The organism is Streptomyces roseoviridis, assembly GCF_039535235.1.
Lineage (GTDB): Bacteria > Actinomycetota > Actinomycetes > Streptomycetales > Streptomycetaceae > Streptomyces > Streptomyces roseoviridis.
The window spans coordinates 4,104,879-4,130,168 of the sequence record NZ_BAAAWU010000001.1; the positions used below are offsets into that span (position 1 = coordinate 4,104,879).

Annotated in this window: 26 protein-coding genes; 17 read left to right on the forward strand and 9 right to left on the reverse strand. The window is 75.1% G+C overall.

What is annotated here, in order from left to right; genetic code table 11:
* Positions 1-38: 38 nt before the first annotated feature.
* Together ABD954_RS18610 and ABD954_RS18615 are read right to left on the reverse strand one after the other, a co-directional pair.
* The gene (locus ABD954_RS18610; protein ID WP_345487164.1) at positions 39-1,751 is read right to left on the reverse strand and encodes a bifunctional 3'-5' exonuclease/DNA polymerase; all 1,713 of its coding nucleotides are present in this window, start codon (positions 1,749-1,751) and stop codon (positions 39-41) included.
* Positions 1,752-2,095: 344 nt separating this feature from the next.
* Positions 2,096-3,487 carry a LuxR C-terminal-related transcriptional regulator gene (locus ABD954_RS18615; protein ID WP_345487165.1) on the reverse strand — a complete coding sequence of 464 codons (1,392 nt, stop codon included), beginning with the start codon at positions 3,485-3,487 and terminating at the stop codon, positions 2,096-2,098.
* Positions 3,488-3,641: 154 nt separating this feature from the next.
* Here ABD954_RS18615 and ABD954_RS18620 point away from each other — a divergent pair, with 154 nt between their 5' ends.
* Both ABD954_RS18620 and ABD954_RS18625 read left to right on the forward strand, forming a co-directional pair.
* A complete protein-coding gene (locus ABD954_RS18620) occupies positions 3,642-4,559 on the forward strand; it encodes an NADP-dependent oxidoreductase (protein WP_345487166.1) in 918 nt (305 codons plus the stop codon).
* 350 nt (positions 4,560-4,909) lie between these two features.
* Positions 4,910-5,365, forward strand: coding sequence for a DUF4265 domain-containing protein (locus ABD954_RS18625; RefSeq protein ID WP_345492280.1), 456 nt, complete (start codon positions 4,910-4,912; stop codon positions 5,363-5,365).
* Positions 5,366-5,413: 48 nt separating this feature from the next.
* Here ABD954_RS18625 and ABD954_RS18630 read toward each other — a convergent pair whose 3' ends face one another.
* The 4 genes from ABD954_RS18630 to ABD954_RS18645 all read right to left on the reverse strand — a co-directional run bounded on the left by ABD954_RS18630 (position 5,414) and on the right by ABD954_RS18645 (position 10,922).
* The gene (locus tag ABD954_RS18630; RefSeq protein ID WP_345487167.1) at positions 5,414-6,034 is read right to left on the reverse strand and encodes a hypothetical protein; all 621 of its coding nucleotides are present in this window, start codon (positions 6,032-6,034) and stop codon (positions 5,414-5,416) included.
* Between the two features lie 378 nt (positions 6,035-6,412).
* On the reverse strand, positions 6,413-8,881 hold the full coding sequence (locus ABD954_RS18635) for an FtsX-like permease family protein (protein WP_345487168.1): 2,469 nt from the start codon (positions 8,879-8,881) through the stop codon (positions 6,413-6,415).
* Positions 8,875-9,609, reverse strand: coding sequence for an ABC transporter ATP-binding protein (locus tag ABD954_RS18640; RefSeq protein WP_382745733.1), 735 nt, complete (start codon positions 9,607-9,609; stop codon positions 8,875-8,877). Before ABD954_RS18640 ends, ABD954_RS18635 begins: the two co-directional genes overlap by 7 nt.
* Positions 9,610-10,094: 485 nt before the next feature.
* On the reverse strand, positions 10,095-10,922 hold the full coding sequence (locus tag ABD954_RS18645; RefSeq protein ID WP_345487170.1) for an NAD(P)H-binding protein: 828 nt from the start codon (positions 10,920-10,922) through the stop codon (positions 10,095-10,097).
* A gap of 91 nt (positions 10,923-11,013) precedes the next feature.
* On the opposite strand from ABD954_RS18645, the gene ABD954_RS18650 reads away from it, so the two are divergent.
* The 6 genes from ABD954_RS18650 (at position 11,014) to ABD954_RS18675 (ending at position 17,420) form a co-directional block, all read left to right on the forward strand.
* On the forward strand, positions 11,014-11,418 hold the full coding sequence (locus ABD954_RS18650; protein ID WP_345487171.1) for a winged helix-turn-helix transcriptional regulator: 405 nt from the start codon (positions 11,014-11,016) through the stop codon (positions 11,416-11,418).
* The gene (locus tag ABD954_RS18655; protein ID WP_345487172.1) at positions 11,415-12,599 is read left to right on the forward strand and encodes a DUF2786 domain-containing protein; all 1,185 of its coding nucleotides are present in this window, start codon (positions 11,415-11,417) and stop codon (positions 12,597-12,599) included. Before ABD954_RS18650 ends, ABD954_RS18655 begins: the two co-directional genes overlap by 4 nt.
* A 346-nt stretch (positions 12,600-12,945) precedes the next feature.
* A complete protein-coding gene (locus ABD954_RS18660; RefSeq protein ID WP_345487173.1) occupies positions 12,946-15,135 on the forward strand; it encodes an FUSC family protein in 2,190 nt (729 codons plus the stop codon).
* Between the two features lie 102 nt (positions 15,136-15,237).
* Positions 15,238-15,819: a hypothetical protein gene (locus ABD954_RS18665; RefSeq protein WP_345487174.1), complete on the forward strand. Its 582-nt coding sequence runs from the start codon at positions 15,238-15,240 to the stop codon at positions 15,817-15,819.
* 84 nt (positions 15,820-15,903) lie between these two features.
* On the forward strand, positions 15,904-16,494 hold the full coding sequence (locus ABD954_RS18670) for a SigE family RNA polymerase sigma factor (RefSeq protein ID WP_345487175.1): 591 nt from the start codon (positions 15,904-15,906) through the stop codon (positions 16,492-16,494).
* Complete coding sequence (locus ABD954_RS18675) at positions 16,491-17,420, forward strand: hypothetical protein (RefSeq protein WP_345487176.1); 930 nt, start codon at positions 16,491-16,493, stop codon at positions 17,418-17,420. Before ABD954_RS18670 ends, ABD954_RS18675 begins: the two co-directional genes overlap by 4 nt.
* A gap of 159 nt (positions 17,421-17,579) precedes the next feature.
* Here the strand turns inward: ABD954_RS18675 and rpsN are convergent, their stop codons facing one another.
* Positions 17,580-17,885, reverse strand: coding sequence for a 30S ribosomal protein S14 (gene rpsN, locus ABD954_RS18680; protein WP_345487177.1), 306 nt, complete (start codon positions 17,883-17,885; stop codon positions 17,580-17,582).
* Complete coding sequence (gene rpmB / locus ABD954_RS18685) at positions 17,885-18,121, reverse strand: 50S ribosomal protein L28 (protein ID WP_345487178.1); 237 nt, start codon at positions 18,119-18,121, stop codon at positions 17,885-17,887. Before rpmB ends, rpsN begins: the two co-directional genes overlap by 1 nt.
* A 73-nt stretch (positions 18,122-18,194) precedes the next feature.
* Between rpmB and rpmG the strand changes: the two genes are divergently transcribed.
* The 5 genes from rpmG to ABD954_RS18710 all read left to right on the forward strand — a co-directional run bounded on the left by rpmG (position 18,195) and on the right by ABD954_RS18710 (position 20,428).
* On the forward strand, positions 18,195-18,359 hold the full coding sequence (rpmG, locus tag ABD954_RS18690) for a 50S ribosomal protein L33 (RefSeq protein ID WP_149184451.1): 165 nt from the start codon (positions 18,195-18,197) through the stop codon (positions 18,357-18,359).
* A 3-nt stretch (positions 18,360-18,362) separates the two neighbouring features.
* Entirely contained in the window at positions 18,363-18,617 is a 255-nt protein-coding gene (locus ABD954_RS18695) for a type B 50S ribosomal protein L31 (protein ID WP_345487179.1), read from the forward strand.
* Complete coding sequence (locus tag ABD954_RS18700) at positions 18,617-19,786, forward strand: CobW family GTP-binding protein (protein ID WP_345487180.1); 1,170 nt, start codon at positions 18,617-18,619, stop codon at positions 19,784-19,786. The genes ABD954_RS18695 and ABD954_RS18700 overlap by 1 nt, the downstream gene beginning before the upstream one ends.
* A gap of 3 nt (positions 19,787-19,789) precedes the next feature.
* Positions 19,790-20,056 (forward strand): 30S ribosomal protein S18, encoded by a 267-nt coding sequence (gene rpsR, locus ABD954_RS18705; protein ID WP_382745717.1) that lies wholly within the window; start codon positions 19,790-19,792, stop codon positions 20,054-20,056.
* Positions 20,057-20,215: 159 nt separating this feature from the next.
* Positions 20,216-20,428 carry a DUF397 domain-containing protein gene (locus tag ABD954_RS18710; RefSeq protein WP_345492284.1) on the forward strand — a complete coding sequence of 71 codons (213 nt, stop codon included), beginning with the start codon at positions 20,216-20,218 and terminating at the stop codon, positions 20,426-20,428.
* 99 nt (positions 20,429-20,527) lie between these two features.
* Here ABD954_RS18710 and ABD954_RS18715 read toward each other — a convergent pair whose 3' ends face one another.
* A complete protein-coding gene (locus ABD954_RS18715) occupies positions 20,528-21,043 on the reverse strand; it encodes an ATP-binding protein (protein ID WP_345487181.1) in 516 nt (171 codons plus the stop codon).
* A 334-nt stretch (positions 21,044-21,377) separates the two neighbouring features.
* Between ABD954_RS18715 and ABD954_RS18720 the strand changes: the two genes are divergently transcribed.
* The 4 genes from ABD954_RS18720 to ABD954_RS18735 all read left to right on the forward strand — a co-directional run bounded on the left by ABD954_RS18720 (position 21,378) and on the right by ABD954_RS18735 (position 25,270).
* On the forward strand, positions 21,378-22,250 hold the full coding sequence (locus tag ABD954_RS18720; RefSeq protein ID WP_345487183.1) for a helix-turn-helix domain-containing protein: 873 nt from the start codon (positions 21,378-21,380) through the stop codon (positions 22,248-22,250).
* Positions 22,251-22,403: 153 nt separating this feature from the next.
* Entirely contained in the window at positions 22,404-23,882 is a 1,479-nt protein-coding gene (locus ABD954_RS18725; RefSeq protein ID WP_345487184.1) for an aldehyde dehydrogenase family protein, read from the forward strand.
* Positions 23,883-23,960: 78 nt separating this feature from the next.
* The gene (locus tag ABD954_RS18730) at positions 23,961-24,524 is read left to right on the forward strand and encodes a DinB family protein (protein WP_345487185.1); all 564 of its coding nucleotides are present in this window, start codon (positions 23,961-23,963) and stop codon (positions 24,522-24,524) included.
* Positions 24,525-24,637: 113 nt separating this feature from the next.
* Positions 24,638-25,270 (forward strand): PadR family transcriptional regulator, encoded by a 633-nt coding sequence (locus tag ABD954_RS18735; protein ID WP_345487186.1) that lies wholly within the window; start codon positions 24,638-24,640, stop codon positions 25,268-25,270.
* The last annotated feature ends 20 nt before the right edge of the window (positions 25,271-25,290 follow it).

A 25,290-nucleotide genomic window follows, 5' to 3' on the forward strand; every position in this document is an offset into this window, starting at 1 on the left:
CGCCGGTGCAGCCGCGCGGCGGCGAGGCGTCGCGGGCGTCACTTCGCGTCCGAGTAGCGCTCGACCGTCGCCGTCGTGAACGGGAACCGCACCGGCGTCTCCCCGAACGCGATCCGACCCGCTTCGTCGCCCGCCGCGCGGATCGCCTCCGCGACCGCCTCGGCCTCCTCTGCCGGGCAGTGCACGATCACCTCGTCGTGCTGGAAGAAGACCAGCTCGGCCCGCAGGCCGACGGTGGCCCGGCGCAGGGCCGCCAGCATCAGCAGGGCCCAGTCGGCGGCGCTTCCCTGGACGACGAAGTTGCGCGTGAAGCGGCCCCGGGCGCGGGCGTCGGTCGACGCGTACCCCGGCACGTATCCGTCCGGGCCGTCGGCGCCGTCCCCGGGCACGGCGTCGCCACCGCCGGCCTGCGGGAGGCCCGCCTCTCCGTCGTCGTCCGCGCCCACCGCCCGCGGGCTGGTCCGGCCGAGCCAGGTGCGGACGAGCCGGCCCTCCTCGCCGGCCCTGGCCGCGTCGTCCACGTACGCCACCGCGCGCGGGAAGCGGCGCCGCAGCGCGGCCAGGTTCTTCAGTCCGTCGCCGCTGGTCTGCCCGTAGATCGCGCCGAGCAGCGCCAGCTTGGCGTGCGCGCGGTCGCCGGAGAAGGCTCGGTCGGACAGGCGGGTGTACAGGTCGTCGGGGTGCCCGGCGACCTCCATGAGGCCCGGATCGCGGGAGATCGCGGCCAGTACCCGGGGCTCCATCTGGTCGGCGTCGGCGACGACGAGCCGCCAGCCCGGGTCGGCGACCACGGCCTGCCGGATCACCTTGGGGATCTGCAGCGCCCCGCCGCCGTTGGTGGTCCAGCGGCCGCTCACCGTCCCGCCGGGCAGGTACTCGGGGCGGAAGCGCCCGTCGCGCACCCAGTCCTGGAGCCAGGACCAGCCGTGCGCGGTCCAGATCCGGTACAGCTGCTTGTATGCGACGAGGGGCGCGACCGCCGGGTGGTCGATCTCCTCGAGCTCCCAGCGCCGGGTCGACCGCAACCGGATCCCGGCCTGCGCGAAGGCCCTCACCACGTCGGCGGGCAGGTCGGGCCGCACCCGCCGGCCGAACGCGGCCGACACCTCGTCCGCCAGCTCCGCGAGGCGGCGCGGCTCGCCGCCGCCCGCGTACCGCTCGCCCAGCAGGCCGTGCAGCACCTCCCGGTGCACGTCGGCCCGCCAGGGCAGCCCGGCCCGGTGCATCTCGGCGGCGACCAGCATGCCGGCCGACTCGGCGGCGGTCAGGAGCCGCATCCGGCCCGGGTGCTCCGCGCGGTCGTGCCGGCGCTGCTGCTCCGCGTACACCTGGATCAGGGCGTCGAAGGACAGGGGCGCGGCGGTGAGCGCCGGCTCGAAGAGGGAGTCCTGGGCTCTCGGCTCGGCGGCCCTCGGCAGCGGGTCGGGCGGCACCGGCTCGTGCCGCAGCCGGGCCCAGGCCGCGGCGGCGGAACGGGGCTCGCCGAGGCGCCCCTCATGGCCGAGGAGCAGCTGCTCGGCCACCTCCACGTCGTAGCACCGTTCCACCCGCACCCCCGCGTCGAGCAGCCGCGGATACACCTCGGAGGTGGCGCGCCACACCCACCGGGTGACGTCCGGCCGCGCCCGCACGGCCGCCACCAGATCGGGCTCCCGCCGCACCTCCCCGACGGGCCGCCCGTCGCCGCCGAGGGCGACGAGCAGCGCCCCGTCGCCCTCCGGCTCGGGCGCGAGAGCCCACCTTTCGTTCACGGGTGCGAGTCTGGCACCCGCCACTGACAGCGCACGTGAGACGCGGCCCCGGCCGGACGGGAGGGCCGCTGGACCCTTGCCCCGGCCGGACGGGGAGGACCGCTGGGCCCTTGTCCCGGCCGCGTCCCTGTCGGTTGCGGTCCTGGCCGGCTCCGGTCCCTGTCGGCTGCGCCCGTCGGCCGTGCCGTCGGCCGCCCGCGCCCCTACCGGCTGCTTCCCGTCGGCTGGGCCGCACCGGCTGGGCCGCACCGGCTGCGCACGGCGGCCGTGGCCCTACCGGCCGTGGCCCCTACCGGCCGTGTCTGCCACCGGCCGTGTCTGTCACCGCCCGCGCCACCCGCCGGCTACGCCGCCCGGTGGAACAGGGCCGCCGCCTCGCCGCGTGAGCCGACGCCGAGCTTGTGCAGGATGTTCGCCACGTGGAACTTCACCGTGGACTCGCTGATGTGCAGCTCCTGCGCGATCTGCCGGTTGCGGTGACCGAGGGCCAGGTGGGTGAGGACCTCCAGCTCGCGCTCGCCGAGCTCGCTCAGCGGGTCCATGGCCGAGGCCGGCGGTTCGGGCGTGGACAGGGGGACGGTCGCGGTGATGGTGGTGCCCCAGCCGGGCACCGCGTCCAGGTCGAGGCGCCCGCCGAGCACCTCCAGGCGGTCGGTGACGCTGCCCGCGCCCAACGGGCAGCTGTCGAGGAGGCCGGGGCCGTCGTCCCTTACCGTCGCGCGCAGTTCGTTCTCGGTCAGCGACCAGCCCACGCGCACCCGGGACACCCCCTCCTGCTCCAGGACCACCAGGAGCAGCGCGCGGACGATCGCGCGGGCGCCGTGGGCCACGTCGGCCGGGAGGGTGCGGGTGGCCTCCGGGCCGTCCGGCGGGCCGAGTTCGAGGTGTACGGGGCTGTGCCGCAGCATGGGGCGCAGCGCGTCCGCGAGCCGGGCGAACGCCTCGAAGAGGGGTTCCTCGGCGACCGAGCGGTCCCGCTCGGACTCGGCCCGCAGGTCGATCAGCGCCGACACGGCCAGGTCGGTGGCGGTCGCACGGGCCGAGGAGTCGTCCAGGGCGCGGCTGCGGAGCACCCCGAGCAGACCGGAGAGCGCGGCGGCGTGCGCGGTGGTCAGCTCGGCGGTGACCCTTGCCCGGGTGTCCGCGGCCGCCCGCGCACGGGCCAGCGCACCGGGCACCGCCTCGCTCGCGAACCGGTCGAAGTGGCTGGTCACCAGATCCCACAGTGCCTGGGCGACGGCGAGTTCGGCCGCTGCGGCCGGCGCGGCACCGTCCTCCCGTACGAGGACCAGGACCGAGCCGCGGGGCGTGGCGTCGCTCCGTACCGCGATCACCGCGCGCTCGGTCCCGCCCACGGTGGCGCGCCCCTGCCACGGCCGGCCGGGGATTCCGGCGGCGAGCAGCGGGGTGAGTTCGGCGGCCGTGAACGGCAGGCCGGGGTCGCCGGTCCGCTTGAAGGGGGAGTGGGCGCAGTGCGTCGACAGCTCCGCGGCGGCCAGGTGCGGGATCAGCGGGGCAAGGGTTTGGGAGAGCCGGGGCAGGATCTCGCCCAGCGGCTGCCGGATGATGTCGTGGACCGCTAACAGAGCCTGCACGGTGGCGTGTTCGGCGCTGAGCTCGCGGGCGGGTGCGGTGGGTGCGGCGGGCGCGGCGGGAGGTTCGGAGGCGGTCCCGGGGGAGAGCTCGGGGACGGGTTCAGGGACGAGTTCGGGGACGAATTCGGCGGTGGCTTCCATGGGGGACAGGCTACGGCTGGCCTTTCGGTCAGGTGGGACTGTCCGTTCGGATGGCCGGGCGGGGGCCGTTCTCGGCGGAAGCTTGATCCGTCAACAGAACGGGGCGGCCCCCGGGCAACGAGGGGCCGGTGCCCACGGATCACGAGGGGGAACCATGGAAGCGATCGTGTACGAGGAGTTCGGCGGCCCCGAGGTGCTGCGCCACACGTCGGGTGTGACCGTCCCCGAGCCCGGACCGGGCGAGGTGCGGGTGAAGGTGGCGGCCGTCGGCGTCAACCCCGTGGACTGGAAGCGGCGTTACGGCTGGGTGGAGGAGTTCTATCCGACGACCTTCCCGGCCGTGCCCGGCCTGGAGTTCGCGGGGACGGTCGAGGCGCTCGGCGAGGGCGTGACCGAACTGGCCGTGGGTGACGAGGTGTTCGGCTGGACGAAGACCGGCGCCTATGCCGAGTACGCCATCGCCGACACCGTCGCCCGCAAGCCCGCCGGCCTCTCCTGGGAGCTCGCCGCGAGCATCCCGGTCGCCGGCGAGACCGCCCGCCGCGTCCTGGAGCTCCTCGGTGTCACCCGCGGCGAGACGCTGCTCCTGCACGGCGCGGCCGGTGCGGTCGGCGCCGTCGCCGCCCAGCTCGCCGTCGCCGCGGGCGTGACGGTGGTCGGCACGGCCTCCGAGCGCAACCACGGCTTCCTGCGCGAGCTGGGCGTGATCCCCGTGGTGTACGGCGAGGGCCTCGCCGACCGGGTCCGCGCGGCCGCCCCGCAGGGCGTCGACGCGGTCTTCGACGCGGCCGGCCGCGACACGCTGCCCGTCTCGATCGAGCTGCTCGGCGGCGAGACCTCCCGGATCGTCACGATCGCCGCACCCGACGCGGCCGACCACGGCATCGTCTTCTCCGGCGTCACCGTCGAAGGGGAGACCGCTCGCGCCTGGCTCACCGAGCTGGCCGAACTGACCGCCGCGGGCGGTCTCCGGGTGGACGTGGCCGAGACCTTCTCCCTGAAGGAGGCCGCCCGCGCGCAGGAGCTGAGCGAGTGGGGGCACGTGCGGGGCAAGCTGGTGCTGCTGCCGTAGGGCTCGGGCGGGTGACCGGGGATGACCGGGGATGGCCGGGGGAGGTGGGGGCCGGTTGAGGGCGGGGGCCGGTGGGAGGTGCGGGGGAGGCCGGGACCGCTGGGGGGCGGGGGTCCGGTGGGAGGTGCGGGGGTCGTCGGTCCCGTCGGTGCCGTCGGTCCCGTCGGAGCCGTCAGGTCCCGGGGCCGTCGGCCCGGGGCTAGCCTCGCGGGGTGACCGAGACGTACGGCGACCGAGACCGAGACCGTGACCTGGAGCAGGACCTGGGCCAGGACGGCGACCAGGGCGGCGACCAGGACGGGGACCAGGGCCGTGACCGTGGCGACGACGGCGGGGCCGCCCCCGACCCCATCAAGATCTGGTTCCGCTTCGTCCCCCGTGAGGGCTGGCTTCCGCAGGACACCGAGGGGCTGTGGGCCGTACGGACGGGCGCGGACACGGCTCGGGTGACGAACGTGCCCTTCCTCCAGGACGGCGTGGCCGAGGGGGACGTCGTGCGGTACCGGACCGACGGCGAGGGCCTGCACTGGGCGACCGCTCGGGCCGCCGCCTCCGGGAACGTCACGGTCCGCGTCCTGCCGGTGGCCTCCGGGCCGCTCGGGCGGAGCGCCCGCGCGGTGCACGAACGGCTCGCTCCCTTCGGTCTCGGCGGCGAGTCGTTCAGCGCGGAGTTCCCGCTGGTGGCCCTCAACGTCCCGGCTGACGCCCCTCTGACGGAGATCAAGGCCCTCCTCGAACGGGGGACGCGGGACGGGTGGTGGCACTGGGAGACCGGCTGCACGACGGAGGCGTGGAACGCGGCCTGAGCGCGGCTCCGGGACCGGCCCGTACGGCCAAGCCGTACGGGCCGTTCTTCAGCGCGTGCCGCCGGCAGCACGGCGCAGCCCGGTGAGCCGTCGCCAGGCCGCCCCCGCGAGGCTGTCGCCCAGGCCCGTCTCCAGGAGGGTGGAGCAGTACGCGCGGGTCTCCGGGGCCGCCGTGCGCAGGGCCTCGGAGAGCGCGGCGAGGGCGGCCCCGGCGCGGGAGCCGCGCGAGTGCGCGAGGGCGGAGAGCGCCGCGCTGGCGAGGTCGGCCCTCGCGGCCGGCGCCGTGGTGACGGGCCGGGTGTCGGTCGGGCCCAGGACAAGGGGGCGCAGGCTCAGTGCCGGCCAGCAGCCGAGACCGGTGGTGAAGGGGCCCGCCGCCCAGGTGGCCGTGGAGCGGTCGGAGCAGACGGCGAGGAGGACGGCGGGGGCGCCGTACCGCTCGCGGAGGCCCGGCAGGCAGGCGGTCCATGCCCTGGCCCGCAGGGGATCCCGGCGCCCTCGCACGTCCAGGGCCAGGACGAACGCCCGGCCCGGCGAGGGCGGCAGGACCCGGAGGACGCTGTCGACACCGGGCGCGGACGGCAGGACCTGCACCACCGCGTCGGGCGGGCGGGGCAGGCCCAGGAGGCGGAAGACGGGGGTTGGGGTGAAGCGGGGGAGCGTGAGCATGGCCGCACGGTAGGGCGGCGAGCGCGGCGCCGGAGATGCCTCTGGCATATGACCACCCGTGTGAGTGACGGGGAGACCGCCCTTCCGTGACCCGGGGCCGGTGACCGGTGACCAGTGACCTGGGGCCGATGACCAGTGACCAGGGACCAGTGACTCGTGACCGGTGACTGGCGATCGGCGACCGGCCGCGCGCCCGGCCGGTCGCGGGGGCGGGCCGGACGAAGGTCCGTACGGGCCGGGGCGGGCTGGGACGGGCTCAGGCCGTACGGGCAGGGCCCGGTACTGGTCGGCCGGGTCGGCGGCCGGGGAGGCGGGACGGGACGGGGACCCGGCTCCGACCCCAGTCCCTGTCCCGTCCCGACTTACCAGGGTGACCCCTCAGCGGGTCAGCCGCCACGCGGGGAGGAGCGAGGCGGCCGCCGCGACCGCCGCGCACACCCCCGCCGCCGCGCCGACCGTCCCCCACGGCACGGTGAGCGCCACCGGCGCGGAGAGCGCCGCGAGGCCCGCGCCCAGACCACCGAGGCAGACGGCCGTGACCCCGAGTCCCAGGACCGTGCCGATGCCGACCGCCAGCAGCGACTCGCCCACGACCACGCGCAGGACCTGTGCCCGGGTGGCGCCCGCCAGGCGCAGTGCGACCAGTTCGGGCCCGCGTACCGAGGTGGCCATGAGCAGGGTGTTGACGAGGGCGATCACCGTGTAGACCAGGGCGATCCCGAGGACCAGGAGCAGTCCCAGGCGGGTCTGGGGGGTCATGGCCGGGTGGGTGGCGGCGGCCCAGTCGTCGACGGTGCGGGTGACGCCGCCCGCCGGACCCGGACCCGGGGCCGATGTCGATGTCGAGGCCGAGGTCGAGTCTGGGGCCGGGGCTGAGCCCGGGGCCGGGGTCTGCTCGGTGGTCGGGGGCGCTGTCGAGGTGACGGCCACGGCCGCTCCGGCACCGGTCCGGTGAGCGCCCGGGCCCCCGGCCGGGCCCGCGCCGCCCGCGCCGCCCGCGCCGCCCGCGGCGCTCGTGCCCGGCCGGTCCGCGCCGGTGCCGCCCTTGTGGGCGTGGCCCGTACCGGACCCCTCCCCGGGCGGCCCCGTCCCGTCGATCCGGTCCGCCGTCGCGTCCGGGGCGTTCGCCCAGGTCACGTACGGGCCGTTGTCGCCGGTGCCCCGGGCGAGCACCGCCGCGACGCGCAGGCGCACCGGGCCGCTGCCGTCCGCCAGCCACACCTCGACGCCCTCGCCGACGGTCCGGCGCTCGAACTCCTCGTTCACGACGATCGAACCGTCGTCCAGGTTCCGGAGGTCGCCCGCGACGACCGGCAGGCGCGCGGAGGAGGCCCAGGCCGCCGGGTCGGCCACGGCCCGCGCCCCGTACTTGACCAGGGCCTCCGCCCCGTCCCGTACGAAGACGGAGGTCGCACCGGTGGCCGTGCCCGTGCGGGGCAGGTCACGGCCGGTGGTCACGTACGCCGCCGTCGTCTGCCCCCGTGCCTCGGCCGCCTTGGCGGCGGTCACGGTCGCCGCCGAGCCGAGCAGGGTGCCGGCGAGGGCGACGGTGACCAGGACCGGGGCGGCGACGGCGGCGGTACGGCGTACGGCGGCCGCGCTGTTCTCCCGGACGAGGGTGCCGACGGCCCCCGGCAGCCGCAGCGCACGGGCGGCGGGCCGGACGAGGAGCGGGGCGAGCAGGGCGACGCCGGAGATCAGGAGCATCGGCTGGGTCGTGTACGTCTTGCGCTTCAGGAGCGTGGACGGGTCCGTCGCCCCCGTCCACGCCAGCAGGCCGATCCCGGCCAGCAGCAGGGCCGCGCCGCACAGGGCCCGGCCGCGCGGCAGGACGTCGGTGTCGACGTCCGCCTCGCGCAGCGCCGCCGTGGGCCCGACCCGTCCGGCCCGGCGGGAGGCGGCGACGGCGCCCGCGAGGGCGACGGTCACTCCGGTGCCGAAGGCGATCCAGTGGGCGGCGTGGAAGGGCTGACCGGGGGCGCCGCCGGTCCCGATCGTGAACCAGGACGGGGCCACCCCGCCGTCCACCAGCGCCCGGGCGAGCAGCGGCGCCCCCCATGCGCCGAGCAGGCAGCCGACGGCCGAGGCGAGGACGCCGAGGCCCGCCGCCTCGGCGAGCAGCATCCGCCGGACCTGACCGGGTGTGGCACCGGCGGTGCGCAGCAGACCGTACTCGCGGCGGCGCAGCGCCACGGCGAAGGCGAAGGTCGAGGCGACGACGAACACGGAGACGAAGGCGGCCACGCCGCCCGCGGTGCCGAGCAGGGCGTTGAGCGCGACGAGGGCGCGGGCGTCCCGGGCGGCCTCGGGGTCGACCGCCCGCCGCTCCGCACCGGTGAGGACCCGGGCCCGGTCACCGACGAGGGCGCGGACCTCGGCCGCCGGGGCGTCGACCCCGACGGCGTCGGGCCCGGGGACGCCTGCCGCGCCTGCCGCGCCGGAGCGGGAGCCGTTGTCCGAGGGGTGGCCGGAGCCGTCGTCCGAGGGGTGGCTGGAGCCGTCGTGCGAGGGGTGGCCGGAGCGGGAGCCGGGGTCGGCGGTGGTGACGCTCCAGCGGGCGCGGAGTTCGCGCAGGAGTTCGTCGTCCACAGGCTGTGGACGGTCCAGCGGTGCGGTCGCGACCGCCTTGCCGGGCCCTCGCCGTACCTCGACGGCGAGCCGGTCATGACCCTGCACGACGACGGGCGCCGACGCGAATCGCACCGGAGCGCGCTCGGGCGCGTTCAGGGTCGCGGACAGCCCGAGCCCCATGACGGCGACCAGCCCGACGCCGAGTGCGAGCGCGGTGAACCCACCGACGAGGGACGCCCAGCGGGCCCGCATCCCGGCGAGTACGACGGTCAGCACGGGCCACCCGCCTTCGCCGTCGTGTCGGTCGCGGCGCTCATGGCCGTCGTGGTGGTCATGACGGGGAGGCCGGTCATGGCGGACACGGCCGTCGCGCCGACGGCCGCGGCCGGCCCCTTCGGTGCCTCAAGGCCCGCCATCCGTGCCGCCACCGCCTGTGGCGTCGGTGCGTGCAGCTCGCCGGCCAGGCGGCCGTCGACGAGGAAGACCACCCGGTCGGCGCGGGCGGCCGCCATCGGGTCGTGGGTGACCATGACGACGGTTTGGCCGTCCCGGTCGACGAGTTCGCGGAGCATGGACAGGACCTCGCGGCCCGTCGTGGAGTCGAGGGCGCCGGTCGGCTCGTCGCCGAAGAGGACCGCGGGCCGGGTGATCAGGGCGCGGGCGAGGGCGACGCGCTGCTGCTGGCCGCCGGAGAGTTCGCCGGGGCGGTGGCGCTCGCGGCCCGCGAGGCCGACCCGGGCCAGCACCTCGCGCACTTCGGTGCGGGAGGGGCGGCGGCCGGCGAGGCGGAGCGGGAGGGCCACGTTCTGGGCGGCCGTGAGGGAGGGCAGCAGGTTGAAGGACTGGAAGACGAAACCGATCCGGTCCCTTCGCAGCAGCGTCAGCCGCCGCTCGCTCAGACCCGCGAGCGGGACGCCGTCGATCTCCACGCTGCCCGCCGTCGGCCGGTCGAGACCGGCAGCGCACTGGAGGAGCGTGGACTTGCCCGAGCCGGAGGGGCCCATGACGGCGGTGAACGTCCCGGCGGGGAAGTCCAGGTCGACGCCGTCGAGGGCGCGGACGTCCCGGTGGTGGCGGCGCAGGCCGCGGAGCCGTACGGCGGGAGCGGAGCCGGTGCGGCGGGGCCGGGCGCCGGCGCCCGTACCGGTCTCGCGGCGGGGCCGGGCACCCGCACCGGTCGGGTGGCCCGGATCCGTACCGGCCGTGGTGTTCGTCGAGGTCATGCCTCAAGCGAACCGTTTCCGCCCGCCCCGATCACGACCGCCAGCGGGCGTCCCCGGGGTAGGGCCAGGCATACCTCCCGCGCACGTGTCGTCCCCGGGTCCCTCAGCCGCGCCGGCCCCGGCCTTCCGTCCCGGCCCCAGCCTTCCGTCCCGGCCTTCCGTCCCGGCCCTTCGCTCCCCTCCCGCTTCCCTACCGCTCAGGCCGGCCCTTCCCCTTCCCCTTTCCCGCTCGGGTTTCCCGCTCGGGCCGGTCCGCGGCCGCCCGCTCAGGCGGCCGCGGCTCCCTCGCGTACGGCCGCCACGAACACCTCCAGGGCGTCCAGCGGCTCGCGTCCGCCGAGCAGTTCGCGCAGGTCGCTCTTGACGCCGGAGCCGTCCAGGAAGCCGTGGGCGATCGCCGAGTACGTGCTCGCCAGCATCGGCACCTGGAAGGCCTGCGCGCCGGAGGCGGCGATGGCGGTACGGGCCTCCGCCAGCGTCACCGGCGCGTACGTGGCCCCCAGCGCCTCCGCCAGCTCGGCGCCGCCCAGCGGCCGGTCGCCGACGAGCTCGTAGACGCGACCCGCGTGCGGGGCCGGATCGGTGGCGACGGAGACCGCGACGTCGGCCAGGTCGGCCCGGGCGACGGCCGCGAGCCCGCCGTCGCCGAGCGGTCCGGTGATGCGGTTGTCGGCGTCGGGGGTGGCGATCCAGGTCAGGAACTCGGCGTAGAGGCCGTTGCGCAGGATGGTCCAGTTCAGCGAGGACCGCTGGAGCCGCCGCTCGGTCCAGCGGTGGGCGAGCGCGTACGTGAGGTGGTCGCCGTCGCCGGAGAGGCTGGTGTACACGACGTGGCCGACCCCGGCCCGCTCGGCGGCGGAGACGGCGGCCTCGTGGCGGGCGACGACGACGTCGTCCTCCCCGTAACCGGCGGATATCAGCAGCAGTGTGTCGATCCCGGCGAAGGCGTCCGGGAGGGTCGACGGGTCGTCGAAGTCGACGAGCCGGGTGCCGGGACGACCGGCGCGGGTGCCGAGGACGACGTCGTCGCGGCCGGCGACCCGTTCCGCGACGAGCGAGCCGAGGGCGCCGGAGACGCCGGTGACGAGCAGCATGGTTCCCCCTGAGGGCCGAGAATGGCGGTGCAGGCGAGGTGCCTGGGACCATCGTTGCGCCGTGCGCGCGATCTTGGAAGGAGGCACATTGATGTCGGAGGGGCACACGGATGTCACCACCCCCGCACCCGGCGAGCCGGTCGTCAGCTGCGCCGAGGAGTGCGGGGTACGGGACGTCCAGGACCGGCTCGGTGACAAGTGGACCGTCCACGTGGTCGTCGAACTGGCGGCGGGGCCCCGGCGGTTCAAGGAGCTCCAGCGACTGGTCGACGGCGTCTCGCAGCGCATGCTGACCTTCACGCTGCGCCGCCTGGAGCGGGACGGGCTGGTGTCGCGGCAGGTGTTCCCGACGACGCCGCCGCAGGTCGCGTACTCCCTCACCGAGACCGGGCACAGCATGACGCACCTGATCAAGCAGTTGATCGACTGGTCCCTCGACCACCGGTCGGCGATCGCCCGCTCGCGCGAGGAGTGGGACGCGAGGCACTCGGCATGAGCGGCGCGGACACCGTCGAGGAGGCGCTGAAGGCGCTGTACGGAGGCGGCAGCGGGGGCACGGGCACGGGCACGGGTACGGGCCGGAAGCGGGGCCGGAGTGACGACCACGCCCTCGACGGCGCGGCATCCCTCCTCGCCGCCGATCCCTCGGCCGACGCCGAACTGAACCGGCGCGGCGAGGAGTTCGTCCGCACCCTGTGGACCCGCGGCTGGCAGCCGGCCGACCTCGTGCGCATGGCCCGCCGCGAACTGGCCGACGAGCACGTGCGGTTGCTCGCCGGGATCGTCAGGTCGCAGACCGCGCGGTACGAACGGCTCCCGCACCGCTGGCAGGCGCAGCTGGACGCGCTCGACGAGCTGACCGCCTGGACGGCCCCCGACCGCTTCTCGTACGCGACCGCCGTCCTGGAGCTCTACCGGCTCCTCGTCCGGCTGCCGCGCCTCGACGCCGTCGGGCCGGTCCCGGGCGAGGCCCTGCCGCCCGCCGTCGCGGGCGAGCCGAAGACGCTCACCAGGATCCGGGCGCTGCTCGCCAAGGCGGAGGCGACGACGTACGCGGAGGAGGCCGAGGCCCTGACCGCCAAGGCCCAGGAGCTGATGGCCCGGCACAGCCTCGACGAGGCGACCCTGGCCGCGGGCGCGCCCTCGCCGGAGACTCCGGGGGCGATCCGGATCGGGGTGGACCCGCCGTACGAGCAGGCCAAGGCGATCCTCCTGGACGCGGTGGCGACGGCGAACCACTGCCGGGCCGTGTGGAACGAGGGCTTCGGCTTCTCGACCGTCGTCGGCTTCGAGGCCGACCTGGAGCCGGTGGAACTCCTCTACACCTCGCTGCTCGTCCAGGGCACGGCCGCGATGACCCGGGCGGAAGCGGAGCAGCGGGCGGGCGGACGCAAGCGGACCAAGTCCTTCCGGCAGTCCTTCCTGCTGGCCTACGCGAACCGGCTCGGCGCCCGGCTCGCGGCGACCTCCCGGCGGGTGGCGGCGGAGGCGCCCACGCTGCTTCCGGCGCTGGCCTCCCGCGAGGTGGCGGTCACCGCCCGCACGGACGAACTCTTCCCGGAGACGCGCGCGAGCCGGGTGCGCGCGGCGTGGGACGAGGCGGGGTGGACCCACGGCACCACGGCCGCCGACCGCGCCGGCCTCCACCCGAGGCCCCACCTCCCGGGCCGGCCGTAAGGCGACGCGGACCCCGCCGGGCGTGGCCCGCCCGCGCGGGCGCCCATCCGCCCTGCGGGTGTGTGGCGGCGCCCCGGCGAGACCGAGCGACGATCATCGCTCGCCCCGCTCGCCCCGCTCGACCCGCTCGACCCGCTCGACCCGCTGGGCCCGCTGGGTCCGCTCGGTCCGCTCGGTCCGCTGGGCCCGCTCGCCCGCTCGCCCGCTCGCCCGCTCGGCCGGCTCAGTCCGCTGGGCCCGCTCGGGCCCCTCGCCCGCTCGCCCGTACCGCCGTCAGGATGCCCGAGATCGCCCCGCCTCGCCCCGAACACCCTCTTTTGCTCCAGCCCCCCGCTACGCTCGCCCCATGAGCTGGCTCCGTGCCCTGAAGGAGACCGCGCGGTCGGGGTTCGCGGTCGAGCGGCGGCGGTTGGAGCCGGTGGTCGCGGGCCGGGGGGCGGTGGGGCTGGCGATCGTGGTCGGAGGGGCGCTCGCGCTGTTCGGGCCCGCGGTCGCGGTGTCGTCCGCGTTCGGGGCGTTCCAGGCGGCCATCGCGACGTTCCAGCGCTCGTACCGCCCCCGCCCCACCCTCGCGCTCGCGTCCGGCGCCAGCCTCGCCGTGTCGACGTTCCTCGGGTACGTGACCGGCGCCGGCGCGCACCCCGGTCCCTTCCTGGCGCTGCTCGCGCTGTGGACCTTCCTCGCCGGGCTCGCCTGGGCCGCGGGCCCGACCGTCGGCATCATCGCCTCCTCGAACGTGGCGATCATGCTGGTCACCGTCACCCTCCCCACCTCCGTCGCCACCGCCGCCGGCCACGCCGCGATGATCGCCGTCGGCGGCCTCGTACAGGCCGCGCTGATCGTCCTGCTGCCGGTCCGCCGCTGGGGCGCCCAGCGCGACGCCCTCGCCGACGCGCTGGCCGCCGAGGCGGACTACGCCCGCCGGCTGCGCCACGACCCGACCGCCTCCTTCGACCCCGTACCGCTGATGACGGCCCGCAGCGCCGCCGCCGTCACCGCGCGCCAGGCCCGCCGCCGCCCGGCCGAACTGCACGGCGCCCGCGGGCTCGCCGAGCGGATCAGGCCCGTGCTCGCCTCGCTCGCGGACCCGGCGGTCGGCGCGCCCGCCGAGGGGCCGGAGCGCGACCGGGTGCGGGAGCTGCTGGGCGCGGCCGGCGAGGTCCTCGACGCGTGCGCCCACGCGATCCGGCACGGCGAACCGGTCGACCTCCCGCCCCCCGCCCTCGCCGCCCTGCGCACCCCCGACACCGGCGCGATCCTCTCCGGCGCGCCCCGCCGCGCCGCGACCCGGCTCGCCGCGCTGCTCGGCGATGTCGTGGAGACGGCCGAGCCGCGGACGGAGACGGCCGCCGCGGCCCGCGCCCGCCCCGCCCTCGTCCGGCTCGTCCCGGTCGCGCTGGCCCGGATGCGGGCGGAACTCCGGCACGACTCGCCGGTCCTGCGGCACGCGGTCCGGGTCACGGTGGTGACGACCGCCGGCTACGCGCTCGGCACCGCCCTGCCCCTCGGCCACGGCTACTGGGCGCCGATGGCGGCGGTGATGGTGATGCGCCCGGACTTCTCGCAGACGTACGCGCGTTCCGTGGCCCGGCTCGGCGGCACGCTCCTCGGTGTCACCCTCGCCACGGGTGTCGTCCAGGCCGCCCACCCGGGCACGTACCTCTCCGCCGCCCTCGCCGTGCTGTGCGCCTTCGGGATGTACCTCCTCATGCGGACCGGCTACGCCGCCGGCCAGGTCTTCGTCGCCGCGTACGTCGTCTTCCTGCTCGGCATGGACGGCGCGGGCCTCACCCAGACCGTCCGCGAACGCGTCCTGCTCACCCTGCTCGGCGGTCTGCTCGCGATGGTGTCGTACGCCGTGTACCCGGCCTGGGAGACCCCGCGGCTGCGCGGCCGGCTCGCCGACTGGCTGACCGCGGACGGGCGGTACGCCGCCGCCGTCGTCGCCCACTACGCCGATCCCGCCGGCCAGGCGTGCCCGGACGTCCGCGAGGCGCTGCTCGGCACCCGGGAGGCCCGGATCGGCTGGCAGGAGGCCGTGGCCCGGGCCACCCACGAACCGGTACGGCACCGGGGACTGTCGCACGCGGCGGTGGGCGACGCGGAGGACGCGCTGGCCCAGTTCGGGCGGGTCGCGATGCTCCTGGAGGCCCATCTTCCCGAGCGCGGCACCCCACCCGTACCGCAGGCCGCGGACCTGGCAGAGGCGCTGCGCCGGGCGACGGAGCGGGGCGCGAAGGAGCTGCGCGAACGGAGAGTGCCGGGCTGGGACGAGCTGCGGGCGGTCGTCGGGACCTGGGAACGGGCCTGGGAACGGGACGAGGCACGGGCCGGGGGACGGGACGGCCGCGGGGGAGAGGGCGGCGGTGAGGACGACGGCGCAGGTGAGGACGAGGGCAGGGGGGAGGGCCACGGCAGTGGTGAGCGCGACGGCAGTGGTGAGGGCGGCGGGGCGCCGGACCACTTCCTGCTGCGCAAGGCGGCGGTGCTGCTCCTGGAGGCGTTGGACGAGCTGTCGGGCGCGCTCGCGCGCTGACGGGCTCCGCCGCGGAAATATCCGCCCCTCTGTCATCCGGACCGGCGCCCGCGGGAGTTGGAGGAGATGAGGACCGCTCATCGGAAGCCAGGAGCCCCCGCAATGAAGAAGTACCTGCTGACCGCCGGCGCCGTCGTCGTCGCCGCCGCGCTCACGACCGCCGCCCCCGCCGCCGCCGCCGTGTCCGCCCGCGTCCCGGCCCCCGCCGTCGCCGAATCCGCCCCCGCCCCGGCTCCGGCCGTCGCGCGGACCGCCGGGGCGAAGGCCCCGTCGCCCGTCCGCGTCGTCGGATCCGGCGAGCGGGTCGACGCCGGTCGCGGCTGGACGGTGTGGCTGACCGAGGAGGGCAAGCACTGGTCCGGCCCGGACGGCTACGAGAACTTCCGCAGCGTCGTCGACGGCAACGTCGACCTGTCCCGGCCCGGCGTCAGCCACCAGTCCGAGGGCGACGCGGCCGGCGTCTTCCACTCCGGCCTCCACTACGGCACCAAGAAGGCCGGAAAGGTCGTCCTGACGGGCACGGACGGGACGAGGACCACGGCGACCCTGCTCGAACTCCCCGGCCGTCCCGGCTGGGGCGTCTGGTACGCGCACACCGGGCCGGAGAAGGACGGGGGTGCGTCCGTCGCGCTGTACGACCGCAACGGACGGCTGCTCGCCGAACTGCCGGGCTGGAACGCCTGACGGCTCGTCGTGCGTGTTCCACGGCAGGGCCCGGCACGGGGCGGGCCCTGCCTCCTTCCCCCAGCGAGCGCGAGGTCCGTCACCGTGTCGTACGAGCCCGCGGCGCAGGCGTCCACCGACGAGGACGACGGCTTCGCCGCGTTCGCCGTGGCCGCCTGGCCCAGGCTGGTGCGCACGGCACAGCTGCTGACGGGGGACTTCCACGAGGCCGAGGACCTGGTGCAGACGACCCTGGTCAAGGTGTACGGCCGCTGGCGCCGGGTCCCGCGCGACGAGATCGACCTCTACGTGCGCCGGGCGCTGATCAACAACAACCTCAGCCGCCTCCGCCGGAAGCGGGTGGTGCACCTGCTGACCCCGGTGCTCCCCGAGTCGGTGCGGCACGCCCACGCGGGCCACGCGGAGGCCGTCGAGCAACGCACCGCGCTCCTCGCGGCGCTCGCCGACCTGCCGGCGCGGCAGCGGGCCGTGATGGTCCTGCGGTACTGGGAGGACCTGGGCGAGCAGGAGATCGCGGCGGTGCTGAACTGCTCGATCGGTACGGTCAAGACGCATGCCCGGCGCGGCCTCGCGGCACTGCGGGCCCACCCCGGCCTGACCCTGCCCGGTCCGCCCCGGCGGCCCGCCTCCGCGCCCGCTCCCTCCCCCGCCACCCCCACCGGAGCCCGACGATGACCCCCGACCCCGAGCCCGATCCCGAGCCCGCCCCGGACCCCGACCGCGATCCGGGCCCCGACCGCGCTCCGAGCCCCCGTTCCGCCGTGGCCCCCGGGCGCACCCCGCATGCCGCCCCAGACGCGGACGCAGGCGCGGACGCGGAGGCTGACGCGGAGACGGAGGCCGACGCGGAGCCGGAGGCCGACGCGGACACGGAGGGCCAGCTCCGTGCCGCCTTCGCCCTGACCGCGTACGACATCACCCCGGGGCCCGTGCCCCTCGTGGCCGTCCGCCGCCGTGGGCGGGCCCGCCGGCGCCGCCGCGCGGTGGCGCTGGTCGCGCTGACGGTGCTGTCGGTGTCCGGTGCGGCGACGGTGGCGGTGTTGTCCCTGCCCGGCCATCGGCCGGCGCACCCGGCCGCGGCGGCCTCCGCCGACCCGCTGGTGCCGCCCGTCCCACCGCTGCCCACCGGGGCCGTCGCGCCACCGGTGACGGCTTCGGGCGCGGACCCGGTGACGGAGGTCCGCGTGGTGGGGGCCGGGCAGCGGGTGGACGCGGGCCGCGGCTGGCGGGTGTGGCTGACGGGCCGGGGCAAGTACTGGTCGGGGCCGGACGGCTACGAGAACTTCCGCAGCGTCACGGACGGCAACGTCGAGACGTCCCGGCCCGGCATCTCCCACCAGTCGGAGGGCGACGCGTCCGGCGCCTTCCACTCGGGCCTCTACTACGGCACCCGGGCGGCGGGCCGGGTGGAGCTGCGGGACGCGGACGGCCGGACGGCCTCGGCGGTGCTCCTGGAGCTGCCGGGCCGCCCGGGGTGGGGCGTCTGGTACGCGTACACCCCGCCCTCGAAGAAGGACCCGGGCAGCACCCCGGACGTGTCCCTCTACGACCGGGCGGGCAAGCGCCTGGCCGAACTCACCGGCCTGCCCGGCACCCCCTAGCCCCGGCACCTCCTGGCCCCGGCACCCCCTGGCCCCGGCACCCCCTAACCCCGGCACCCCCTAACCCCGGCACCCCCTAACCCCGGCACCCCTGGTACCGCCCGCCCCGTCACACCGGCCCCCTGAGCGCCCCGCCCCACGCGCGCCCCGATGCACCCCTCACCACGAGGACTTGCGCACCCCCGGCAGGAATCCGGCGTGCGCCTGCTCCCGTACGCGGATCCGGGACAGCCCGAACGTGCGCAGGTGGCCGCGCGGGCGGCCGTCGACCGCGTCCCGGTTGCGGATACGGGTCGGGCTCGCGTCGCGCGGCTGGCGGCGCAGCTCGCGGGCGGCTGCCTCGCGCTCGGCCTCCGGGAGGGAGCGGTCGCGGATGACCGCCTTGAGGAAGGCGCGGCGCACCGCGTACCGGGCGACGACGGCCCTGCGGTGCTCGTTGCGCGCGATCTTGCTCGCCTTCGCCATCAGACCTTCACCCCCCGCGCGCGGATGCGGGCCACGGCCGCCTCGACGCCGATCGTGTCGACGGTCTTGATCGCGCGGGCGCTGAGGACGAGCCGGACGTACCGGCCCTCGCTCGGCAGCCAGTAGCGCTTGCGCTGGATGTTGGGGTCGAAGCGCCGGGAGGTGCGGCGGTGGGAGTGCGAGATGCGGTTGCCGAAGCCGGGCCGGGCTCCGGTGAGCTGACAGTGGGCGGACACGGGGGACCTGCCTCTCCAGCCTCCACCGAGGAGGCATTGGTAATGGGAATCGTTTTCATTTACTCTACACACCATGGCCCGCAACGAACTCCGTCCGATCATCAGACTCCGGTCCACCGCCGGCACCGGCTACACCTACGTCACCCGCAAGAACCGCAGGAACGACCCCGACCGTCTCACCCTGCGCAAGTACGACCCGGTCGCCGGCCGGCACGTCGACTTCCGAGAGGAGCGCTGAGCCATGAAGCCCGGCATCCACCCCGACTACCGCCCCGTCGTCTTCCGCGACCGGGCCGGCGGCTTCGCCTTCCTCACCCGCTCGACCATGACCAGCGACAAGACCGTCGAGTGGGAGGACGGCCGCACCTATCCCGTCGTCGACGTGGAGATCTCCTCGGCGAGCCACCCCTTCTACACCGGCACCGCGCGCGTCCTCGACACCGCCGGCCGCGTGGAGCGCTTCGAGAAGCGCTACGGACGGCGCGAGGCCCGCTGATGTCCGCGAGCGCCGGGGCCACGCCGCCCGCCTTCTCCGTCGTCCTCGTCGGTGGTCTCCACTCCGACGCCCGCCGCACCGCGGTGGACCGGCTGCTCGCCGCCGTCCCCGGCAGCGTGGCGCTCCACCACGACCTGTCCACGGCACCGCTCACCGGGACCGTGACCCGTACCGTCCGCGACGCCGACGGCCGGCTCCGCACCGGTGAGACGCCGCTCGTCAACGACTGCGCCTGCTGCGCCCTGCGCGAGGACCTCGTCCCCGAGCTGGAGCGGCTCGCCGACGAGGCGTCCGAGGGCCGGACCCGGCTGGCGGTCGTCGAGCTGTGGGACTCCGTCGAACCCAAGGCGATGGCCGAGGTGGTCGCCGCCGCCGGGCTGCGCATCGGCGGCGTCGTCACCGCCGTCGACCCGGCCCTGCTGCTGCCGTACCTCGGCAACGGCGACGACCTGGCCGACGCCGGCCTCGCCGCGGCCGCCACCGATCAGCGGACCGTCGCCGACACCTGGGCGCGTCAGCTGGAGTACGCGCCCGTGCTCGCCGTCGTCGACAGCCCCGAGGCCGACGACGAGGACCGCGCCCTGCTCGCCCAGCTCCACCCCACCGCCCGCCGGATCCCCGTGGACCAACCGGACGCGCTCGCCGCCGCCGCACTCGCCGGCTTCGACGTGGAGGCCGCCGCCGCGGCCCAGCACCCGGCGTGCGCGCGGCTGCCGCAGGAGGCGGACGAGCACGGCGTCGCCACTTTCGTCTGGCGCCACCACCGGCCCTTCCACCCGGGCCGGCTGTACGCCGCGCTCGAGGACCTGACCTGTGCCGCCGCCCGCAGTCGCGGCCGCTTCTACCTCGCCGACCGGCCCGACACCCTGCTCGGCTGGGACGCGGCGGGCGGCGCGCTGTGCGTGGAGAGCGCCGGGCCGTGGCTGGCCTCGCTGCCGGACGCCGCCTGGGAGATGGTCCCGCCGATGCGCCGGGCCGCCGCCGCGCTCGACTGGCACCCCGAGCACGGCGACCGCTGCCAGCACCTCGTCTTCACCTCGCCCGGCCTGGACCGCGAGGGCCTCGCCGAGCTCCTCGGCTCCTGCCTGCTCACCGACGCCGAGTACGCCGCCGGGCGCGACGCCTGGAAGCGGCTGCCGTCCGACTTCGACACCCTCCTGGAGGTCTGACCCGTGTCCCCCAAGCCCCCCAAGTCCCCCAAGCCCGGCAGAACCGGGCGCCGATCCGCCGCCGCACGCCCCAACCCGCTGGACGCCGCCGGCATCACGTACGTCGACTACAAGGACACCGACCTGCTGCGGAGGTTCATCTCCGACCGGGGCAAGATCAGGAGCCGTCGGGTGACCCGGGTGACGGCGCGGCAGCAGCGGCAGATCGCGCGGGCCGTGAAGAACGCGAGGGAGATGGCGCTGCTGCCGTACGCGTCGGCGGCACGCTGAGTCGCGTAGTCACTACGCGACCTCTCGTGCACGTGCATCTGCTCTTGCATCTGCCCGCGCATCCGCATATGAACACAGCTATGATCCGAGGAAGTTGACACCTGCACCAATCTTCTCGGGGAGCTACCAGTGCATCACGCGCACCACGCGTACAACGGCATGGCGGCCACGGAGCTTCGTGGTGTCGTGTGGCAGAAGAGCAGGCACAGCAACTCCCAGGGCTCCTGCGTGGAGTTCGCCAAACTGCCCGGAGGGGACGTCGCCGTCCGCAACTCCCGGCACCCCGACGGTCCCGCGCTCGTCTACACCCCCGCCGAGATCGAGGCGCTGATCCTGGGCGTGAAGGACGGGGAGTTCGACCACCTGGTGTGAGGAAACGTACCGGCACACGACGAAGGGCCCCGACGGCGACTGCCGTCGGGGCCCTTCGCGTACGACAGGGGTGCCGAGTGCCGTGCGCGCGTGAGCGGGCTACTCCGGGCCCAGCCGGAACAGCGCCCACACCACCTTGCCCTGGAGGGTGCCGGCGAGCGGGTGCCAGCCCCAGCTGTCGCTGAACGACTCCACCAGGAACAGCCCGCGCCCCGACTCGGCGGCGAAGTCCTCCTCGCCCTCCCGTGCCTCCGGGCTCTCCCGGCTGGGGTCGCGCACGGCGCACACCAGACGGGAGGCCCAGCGCATCAGGTGCAACCGGACGGGCGGATTCAGGCCGTCCTCGGCCGCGCGGTCCTGGCCGTCCGCCGCCTCCGCCGGGAGTGCGTGGCGCAGCGCGTTGGTGACCAGCTCGGAGACCACGAGGGCGACATCGTCGAAGCGGTCCGCGAGATCCCAGTTGCTGAGCGTCTGGCTGGTGAAGTTCCGTGCGCCGCGCACCGCTTCGTAACGGGGCGGAAGGGCGCAGGAGGCCGAGTTGGAGACGGTCGAGGGATCGATCGGCGGAAGCCCCTGCCGTAACGGCTCGAGCATGGTCGATCCATTCGGTCCCATGCGAGGCACTCCCGGGAATCGCGGCGGTGGTGCGACAAGGCGGTGCGACAACGGTGCGGCACCGCGCGAGGACGCGGCTGCGCGAGCACCATGGTTCCGAATGCGCCCAAGGGATGCAAGGGCAGATGCACGTGCACGCGCCGGACCTGTCCGTCCCCGTGCCGAATCTGTGCATAAGTCGTCCACCCCTGGACCACTCCACGGGTCGAAGCTGCCCGGAACCCGCCCCCTATCCGTAATCGAATGTGTACGCGCTGAAGCGTTTAGTGGCAGAATCCGGGGCTCGACGGGGGCTCGAGAGCGAGAGCAGCACCGTGAAGGGGAGGCTGGAGCCGTGACGGCAGGCGAATCGAGCGGGGCGAGCGGGAGCGTGGTGCGCCGCATCCTGCTGGGCTCCCAGTTGAGGCGACTGCGCGAGTCCCGTGGCATCACCAGGGAGGCCGCCGGCTATTCGATCCGGGCGTCCGAATCCAAGATCAGCCGTATGGAGTTGGGAAGGGTGAGCTTCAAGGCCAGGGACGTCGAGGACCTGCTCACCCTCTACGGGGTCAGTGACGAGGCCGAGCGCGGTGCGCTCCTCGGCCTGGCCCGCGAGGCCAACGTCGCCGGCTGGTGGCACAGCTTCGGCGACGTGCTGCCGGGCTGGTTCCAGACGTACATCGGCCTGGAGGGCGCCGCCTCCCTCATCCGCGTCTACGAAGTCCAGTTCGTGCACGGCCTGTTGCAGACCGAGGCGTACGCCCACGCCGTCGTCACCCGCGGCATGCCCGACGCCCCGCGCGCCGAGACCGACCGCCGGGTCGCCCTGCGCCTGGAGCGCCAGAAGGTCCTCGTCTCGGAGAACGCGCCGCACCTGCACGCCGTCCTCGACGAGGCCGCGCTGCGCCGCCCGTACGGCGACCGGTCCGTGATGCGGGGGCAGCTGAAGCACCTCATCGAGGTCTCCGAGCACCACAACATCACCCTGCAGGTCATGCCCTTCAGCTTCGGCGGCCACGCGGGCGAGAGCGGCGCCTTCACGATGCTGAGCTTCCCCGAGTCCGACCTCTCCGACGTCGTCTACCTGGAGCAGCTGACCAGCGCCCTCTACCTCGACAAGCGCGAGGAGGTCGCCCAGTACGCGCGCGTGATGGAGCGGCTGCAGAAGGACAGCCCCGGCCCCGCGGAGAGCCGCGACCTGCTGCGGGGGCTCCTCCAGCTCTCCTGAGCCCCCGAGCCGCCCCGAATCCCGGGGCCGGCACCCGCGAGGCACTACAACTCGGCTGATACGTCAGTACGATGACGGGACATCAGTGAGGCGGCTGTGACGCGGCAGTCGTCCGTGCCGACGTCCGCCACCGCGGGTAAGGGGTCTCGTTCCATGGCACCGTCCTCCTCGTCCAGCGACTACTTCACCGAACTGGCCCACCAGTACATCGACGGCGAGTGGAAGCCGGGCAGCGGTTCCTGGGACATCATCGACTTCAACCCGTACACCGGCGAGAAGCTGGCCGCCATCACCGTCGCCACCGCCACCGAGGTGGACCGCGCCTACCGGGCCGCCGAGCGCGCCCAGGCCGAGTGGGCCGAGACCAACCCGTACACCCGCCGGCTCGTCTTCGAACGGGCCCTGCGGATCGTCGAGGAGCGCGAGGAGGAGATCGCCGAGGCGATCGTCGCCGAGCTCGGCGGGACGCGCCTGAAGGCCGCCTTCGAGCTGCACCTCGCCAAGGAGTTCCTGCGCGAGGCGATGCAGCTGGCGCTGCGCCCCGAGGGCCGCATCCTGCCCTCCCCGGTGGACGGCAAGGAGAACCGGGTCTACCGCGTCCCGGTCGGTGTCGTCGGCGTCATCTCGCCCTTCAACTTCCCCTTCTTCCTGTCGGTCAAGTCGGTCGCCCCGGCGCTCGCCCTCGGCAACGCCGTCGTCCTCAAGCCCCACCAGAACACCCCGATCTGCGGCGGCACCCTCGTCGCGAAGGTCCTGGAGGACGCCGGACTGCCCACCGGGCTCCTCAACGTCGTCGTCACCGACATCGCCGAGATCGGCGACGCCCTCCTCACCCACCCGGTCCCGAAGGTCATCTCCTTCACCGGCTCCGACCGCACCGGCCGCCACGTCGCCACCGTCTGCGCCCAGCACTTCAAGCACGCCGTGCTCGAACTCGGCGGCAACAGCGCCCTGATCGTCCTCGACGACGCCGACGTCGACTACGCCGTGGACGCGGCGGTCTTCAGCCGTTTCGTGCACCAGGGGCAGGTCTGCATGGCCGCCAACCGGATCCTGGTGGACCGCACCCTGGAGGCCGAGTTCACCGAGAAGTTCGTCGCGAAGGTGAAGACGCTGCGGGTCGGCGACCCGGCCGACCCCGCCACCCACATCGGCCCGCTCATCAACGCCCAGCAGGCGGAGGCCGTCTCCTCGGTCGTCGACCAGACCGTCGCCGCCGGGGCCACCGCCCTGCTGCGCGGCTCGGTCGAGGGCAGCCTCGTCTCCCCGACCGTCCTCACCGGCATCGCCCCCGACGCGCCCGTCCTCGGCCAGGAGATCTTCGGCCCCGTGGCCCTGCTCGTGCCCTTCGACGGCGAGGACGAGGCCGTACGGATCGCCAACGACACCCCCTACGGACTGAGCGGCGCCGTGCACACCGGCGACATCGAGCGGGGCGTGCGGATCGCCAAGCGCATCCACACCGGCATGATCCACATCAACGACGGCAGCGTGCACGACGAGCCGATCGTGCCGTTCGGCGGAGAGAAGCGGTCGGGCATCGGCCGGCTCAACGGCGAGGCGACGATCGAGGCGTTCACCACCCAGAAGTGGATCTCCATCCAGCACGGGCGCAGCCGGTTTCCCTTTTAGGACCGCAGCTGTCCGCAAGGGTCCGTAGCGTGGTCGGTGTCGAGAAGGTTCACGTAGGCACGACGGAAGGCGGACACCATGGTTGCTCTCGTTCCCGCGGAGGCTCCCGGCGACGAGCGCGGCGCGCTCCTCAACTTCATCGAGGCGCAGCGGGCCGCGCTCGTCCGGGCCGCCTTCGGCCTCACCGAGGAGCAGGCGGCGAGCCGCCCCAGCGCCAGTGAGCTGTCGCTCTCCGGCCTGATCAAGCACGTCGCGGAGGTCGAGCTCAACTGGCTGCGGCTCGCCCAGCAGCGGCCCAACGAGCGGCAGCGCACCCAGGAGACCTGGGGCGAGGCGTTCCGGCTCGTGGACGGCGAGACGGTCCCCGAGACCCTCGCCTTCTGGGAGGGCGTCGCCAAGGAGACGGAGGAATTCGTCCGGAGCGTCCCCAGCCTGGACGAGACCTTCCCGTTGCCGCCGGCGCCCTGGTTCCCGAAGGACGGGCGGGTCACGGTCCGCTGGATGCTGCTCCACCTGGTCCAGGAGATGGGCCGGCACGCCGGCCACGCGGACATCATCCGGGAGTCCCTGGACGGCAAGGGCTCCTTCGAGCTGATCGAGATGGAGAAGGCGGCGGCCGGGGGCCCGGGCACCGCTTCGTAGCACTCGGGAGGCCCGGGGCGGCTTCCTCGTCCCCGGGAGTCCTCGTGTCCGCGGGGCCGGGCCGGGCCGACCGCACTGGTCAAGCTTGACCAGTGCCTCATTAGACTCGGAGCATGTCAGCGATCCGTCTTCTCGTCCTCGGCGCGGTCAAGCAGCACGGCCGCGCCCACGGCTATCAGGTGCGCAACGACCTGGAGTTCTGGGGCGCGCACGAGTGGTCCAACGCCAAGCCCGGCTCGATCTACCACGCGCTCAAGCAGATGGCGAAGCAGGGACTGCTGGTCGCCGACGAGATCGCGCCGAGCACGGCCGGCGGCCCGCCGCGGGTCGAGTACGAGATCACGGACGCGGGCCTGGCGGAGTACTTCCGGCTGCTGCGCGAGGCCCTGGCCACGTACGACCAGGAGATGGACGTGCTGTCCTCCGCCATCGGCTTCATCGTGGACCTGCCGCGCGCGGAGGCCGTGGAGCTGCTGCGGGCGCGGGTGCGGGGCCTGGACGAGTGGCGGGCGTCGGTCACCGAGTACTACACGCCCGAGGGCGGGCCGGGTCAGCTCGGCCACATCGGGGAGATCATGCACCTGTGGGTGCACACGGCCGACGCGGGCCGGGAGTGGACGCTCGGTCTGATCGACCGGATCGAGGCGGGGGCGTACACCTTCGCCGGGGAGGGCGAGCCCTTCGTCGGCGTCCTCGCGGAGGGGCAGGAGAACCCCTACGCGGCGGACCGTCGGCGCGACAGCTGATCGCCGGGCGGCTGCGACAG

Bases quoted from the DNA above. Each gene is read 5' to 3' on its own strand.
- ABD954_RS18615 (WP_345487165.1), bottom strand. From the start codon at position 3,487: ATGGAAGCCACCGCCGAATTCGTCCCCGAACTCGTCCCTGAACCCGTC.
- ABD954_RS18620 (WP_345487166.1), top strand. From the start codon at position 3,642: ATGGAAGCGATCGTGTACGAGGAGTTCGGCGGCCCCGAGGTGCTGCGC.
- ABD954_RS18630 (WP_345487167.1), bottom strand. From the start codon at position 6,034: ATGCTCACGCTCCCCCGCTTCACCCCAACCCCCGTCTTCCGCCTCCTG.
- ABD954_RS18640 (WP_382745733.1), bottom strand. From the start codon at position 9,609: ATGGGCCCCTCCGGCTCGGGCAAGTCCACGCTCCTCCAGTGCGCTGCC.
- ABD954_RS18645 (WP_345487170.1), bottom strand. From the start codon at position 10,922: ATGCTGCTCGTCACCGGCGTCTCCGGCGCCCTCGGCTCGCTCGTCGCG.
- ABD954_RS18650 (WP_345487171.1), top strand. From the start codon at position 11,014: ATGTCGGAGGGGCACACGGATGTCACCACCCCCGCACCCGGCGAGCCG.
- ABD954_RS18655 (WP_345487172.1), top strand. From the start codon at position 11,415: ATGAGCGGCGCGGACACCGTCGAGGAGGCGCTGAAGGCGCTGTACGGA.
- ABD954_RS18660 (WP_345487173.1), top strand. From the start codon at position 12,946: ATGAGCTGGCTCCGTGCCCTGAAGGAGACCGCGCGGTCGGGGTTCGCG.
- ABD954_RS18665 (WP_345487174.1), top strand. From the start codon at position 15,238: ATGAAGAAGTACCTGCTGACCGCCGGCGCCGTCGTCGTCGCCGCCGCG.
- ABD954_RS18675 (WP_345487176.1), top strand. From the start codon at position 16,491: ATGACCCCCGACCCCGAGCCCGATCCCGAGCCCGCCCCGGACCCCGAC.
- rpsN (WP_345487177.1), bottom strand. From the start codon at position 17,885: ATGGCGAAGGCGAGCAAGATCGCGCGCAACGAGCACCGCAGGGCCGTC.
- rpmG (WP_149184451.1), top strand. From the start codon at position 18,195: ATGGCCCGCAACGAACTCCGTCCGATCATCAGACTCCGGTCCACCGCC.
- ABD954_RS18695 (WP_345487179.1), top strand. From the start codon at position 18,363: ATGAAGCCCGGCATCCACCCCGACTACCGCCCCGTCGTCTTCCGCGAC.
- ABD954_RS18700 (WP_345487180.1), top strand. From the start codon at position 18,617: ATGTCCGCGAGCGCCGGGGCCACGCCGCCCGCCTTCTCCGTCGTCCTC.
- ABD954_RS18710 (WP_345492284.1), top strand. From the start codon at position 20,216: ATGGCGGCCACGGAGCTTCGTGGTGTCGTGTGGCAGAAGAGCAGGCAC.
- ABD954_RS18715 (WP_345487181.1), bottom strand. From the start codon at position 21,043: ATGGGACCGAATGGATCGACCATGCTCGAGCCGTTACGGCAGGGGCTT.
- ABD954_RS18725 (WP_345487184.1), top strand. From the start codon at position 22,404: ATGGCACCGTCCTCCTCGTCCAGCGACTACTTCACCGAACTGGCCCAC.
- ABD954_RS18730 (WP_345487185.1), top strand. From the start codon at position 23,961: ATGGTTGCTCTCGTTCCCGCGGAGGCTCCCGGCGACGAGCGCGGCGCG.
- ABD954_RS18735 (WP_345487186.1), top strand. From the start codon at position 24,638: ATGTCAGCGATCCGTCTTCTCGTCCTCGGCGCGGTCAAGCAGCACGGC.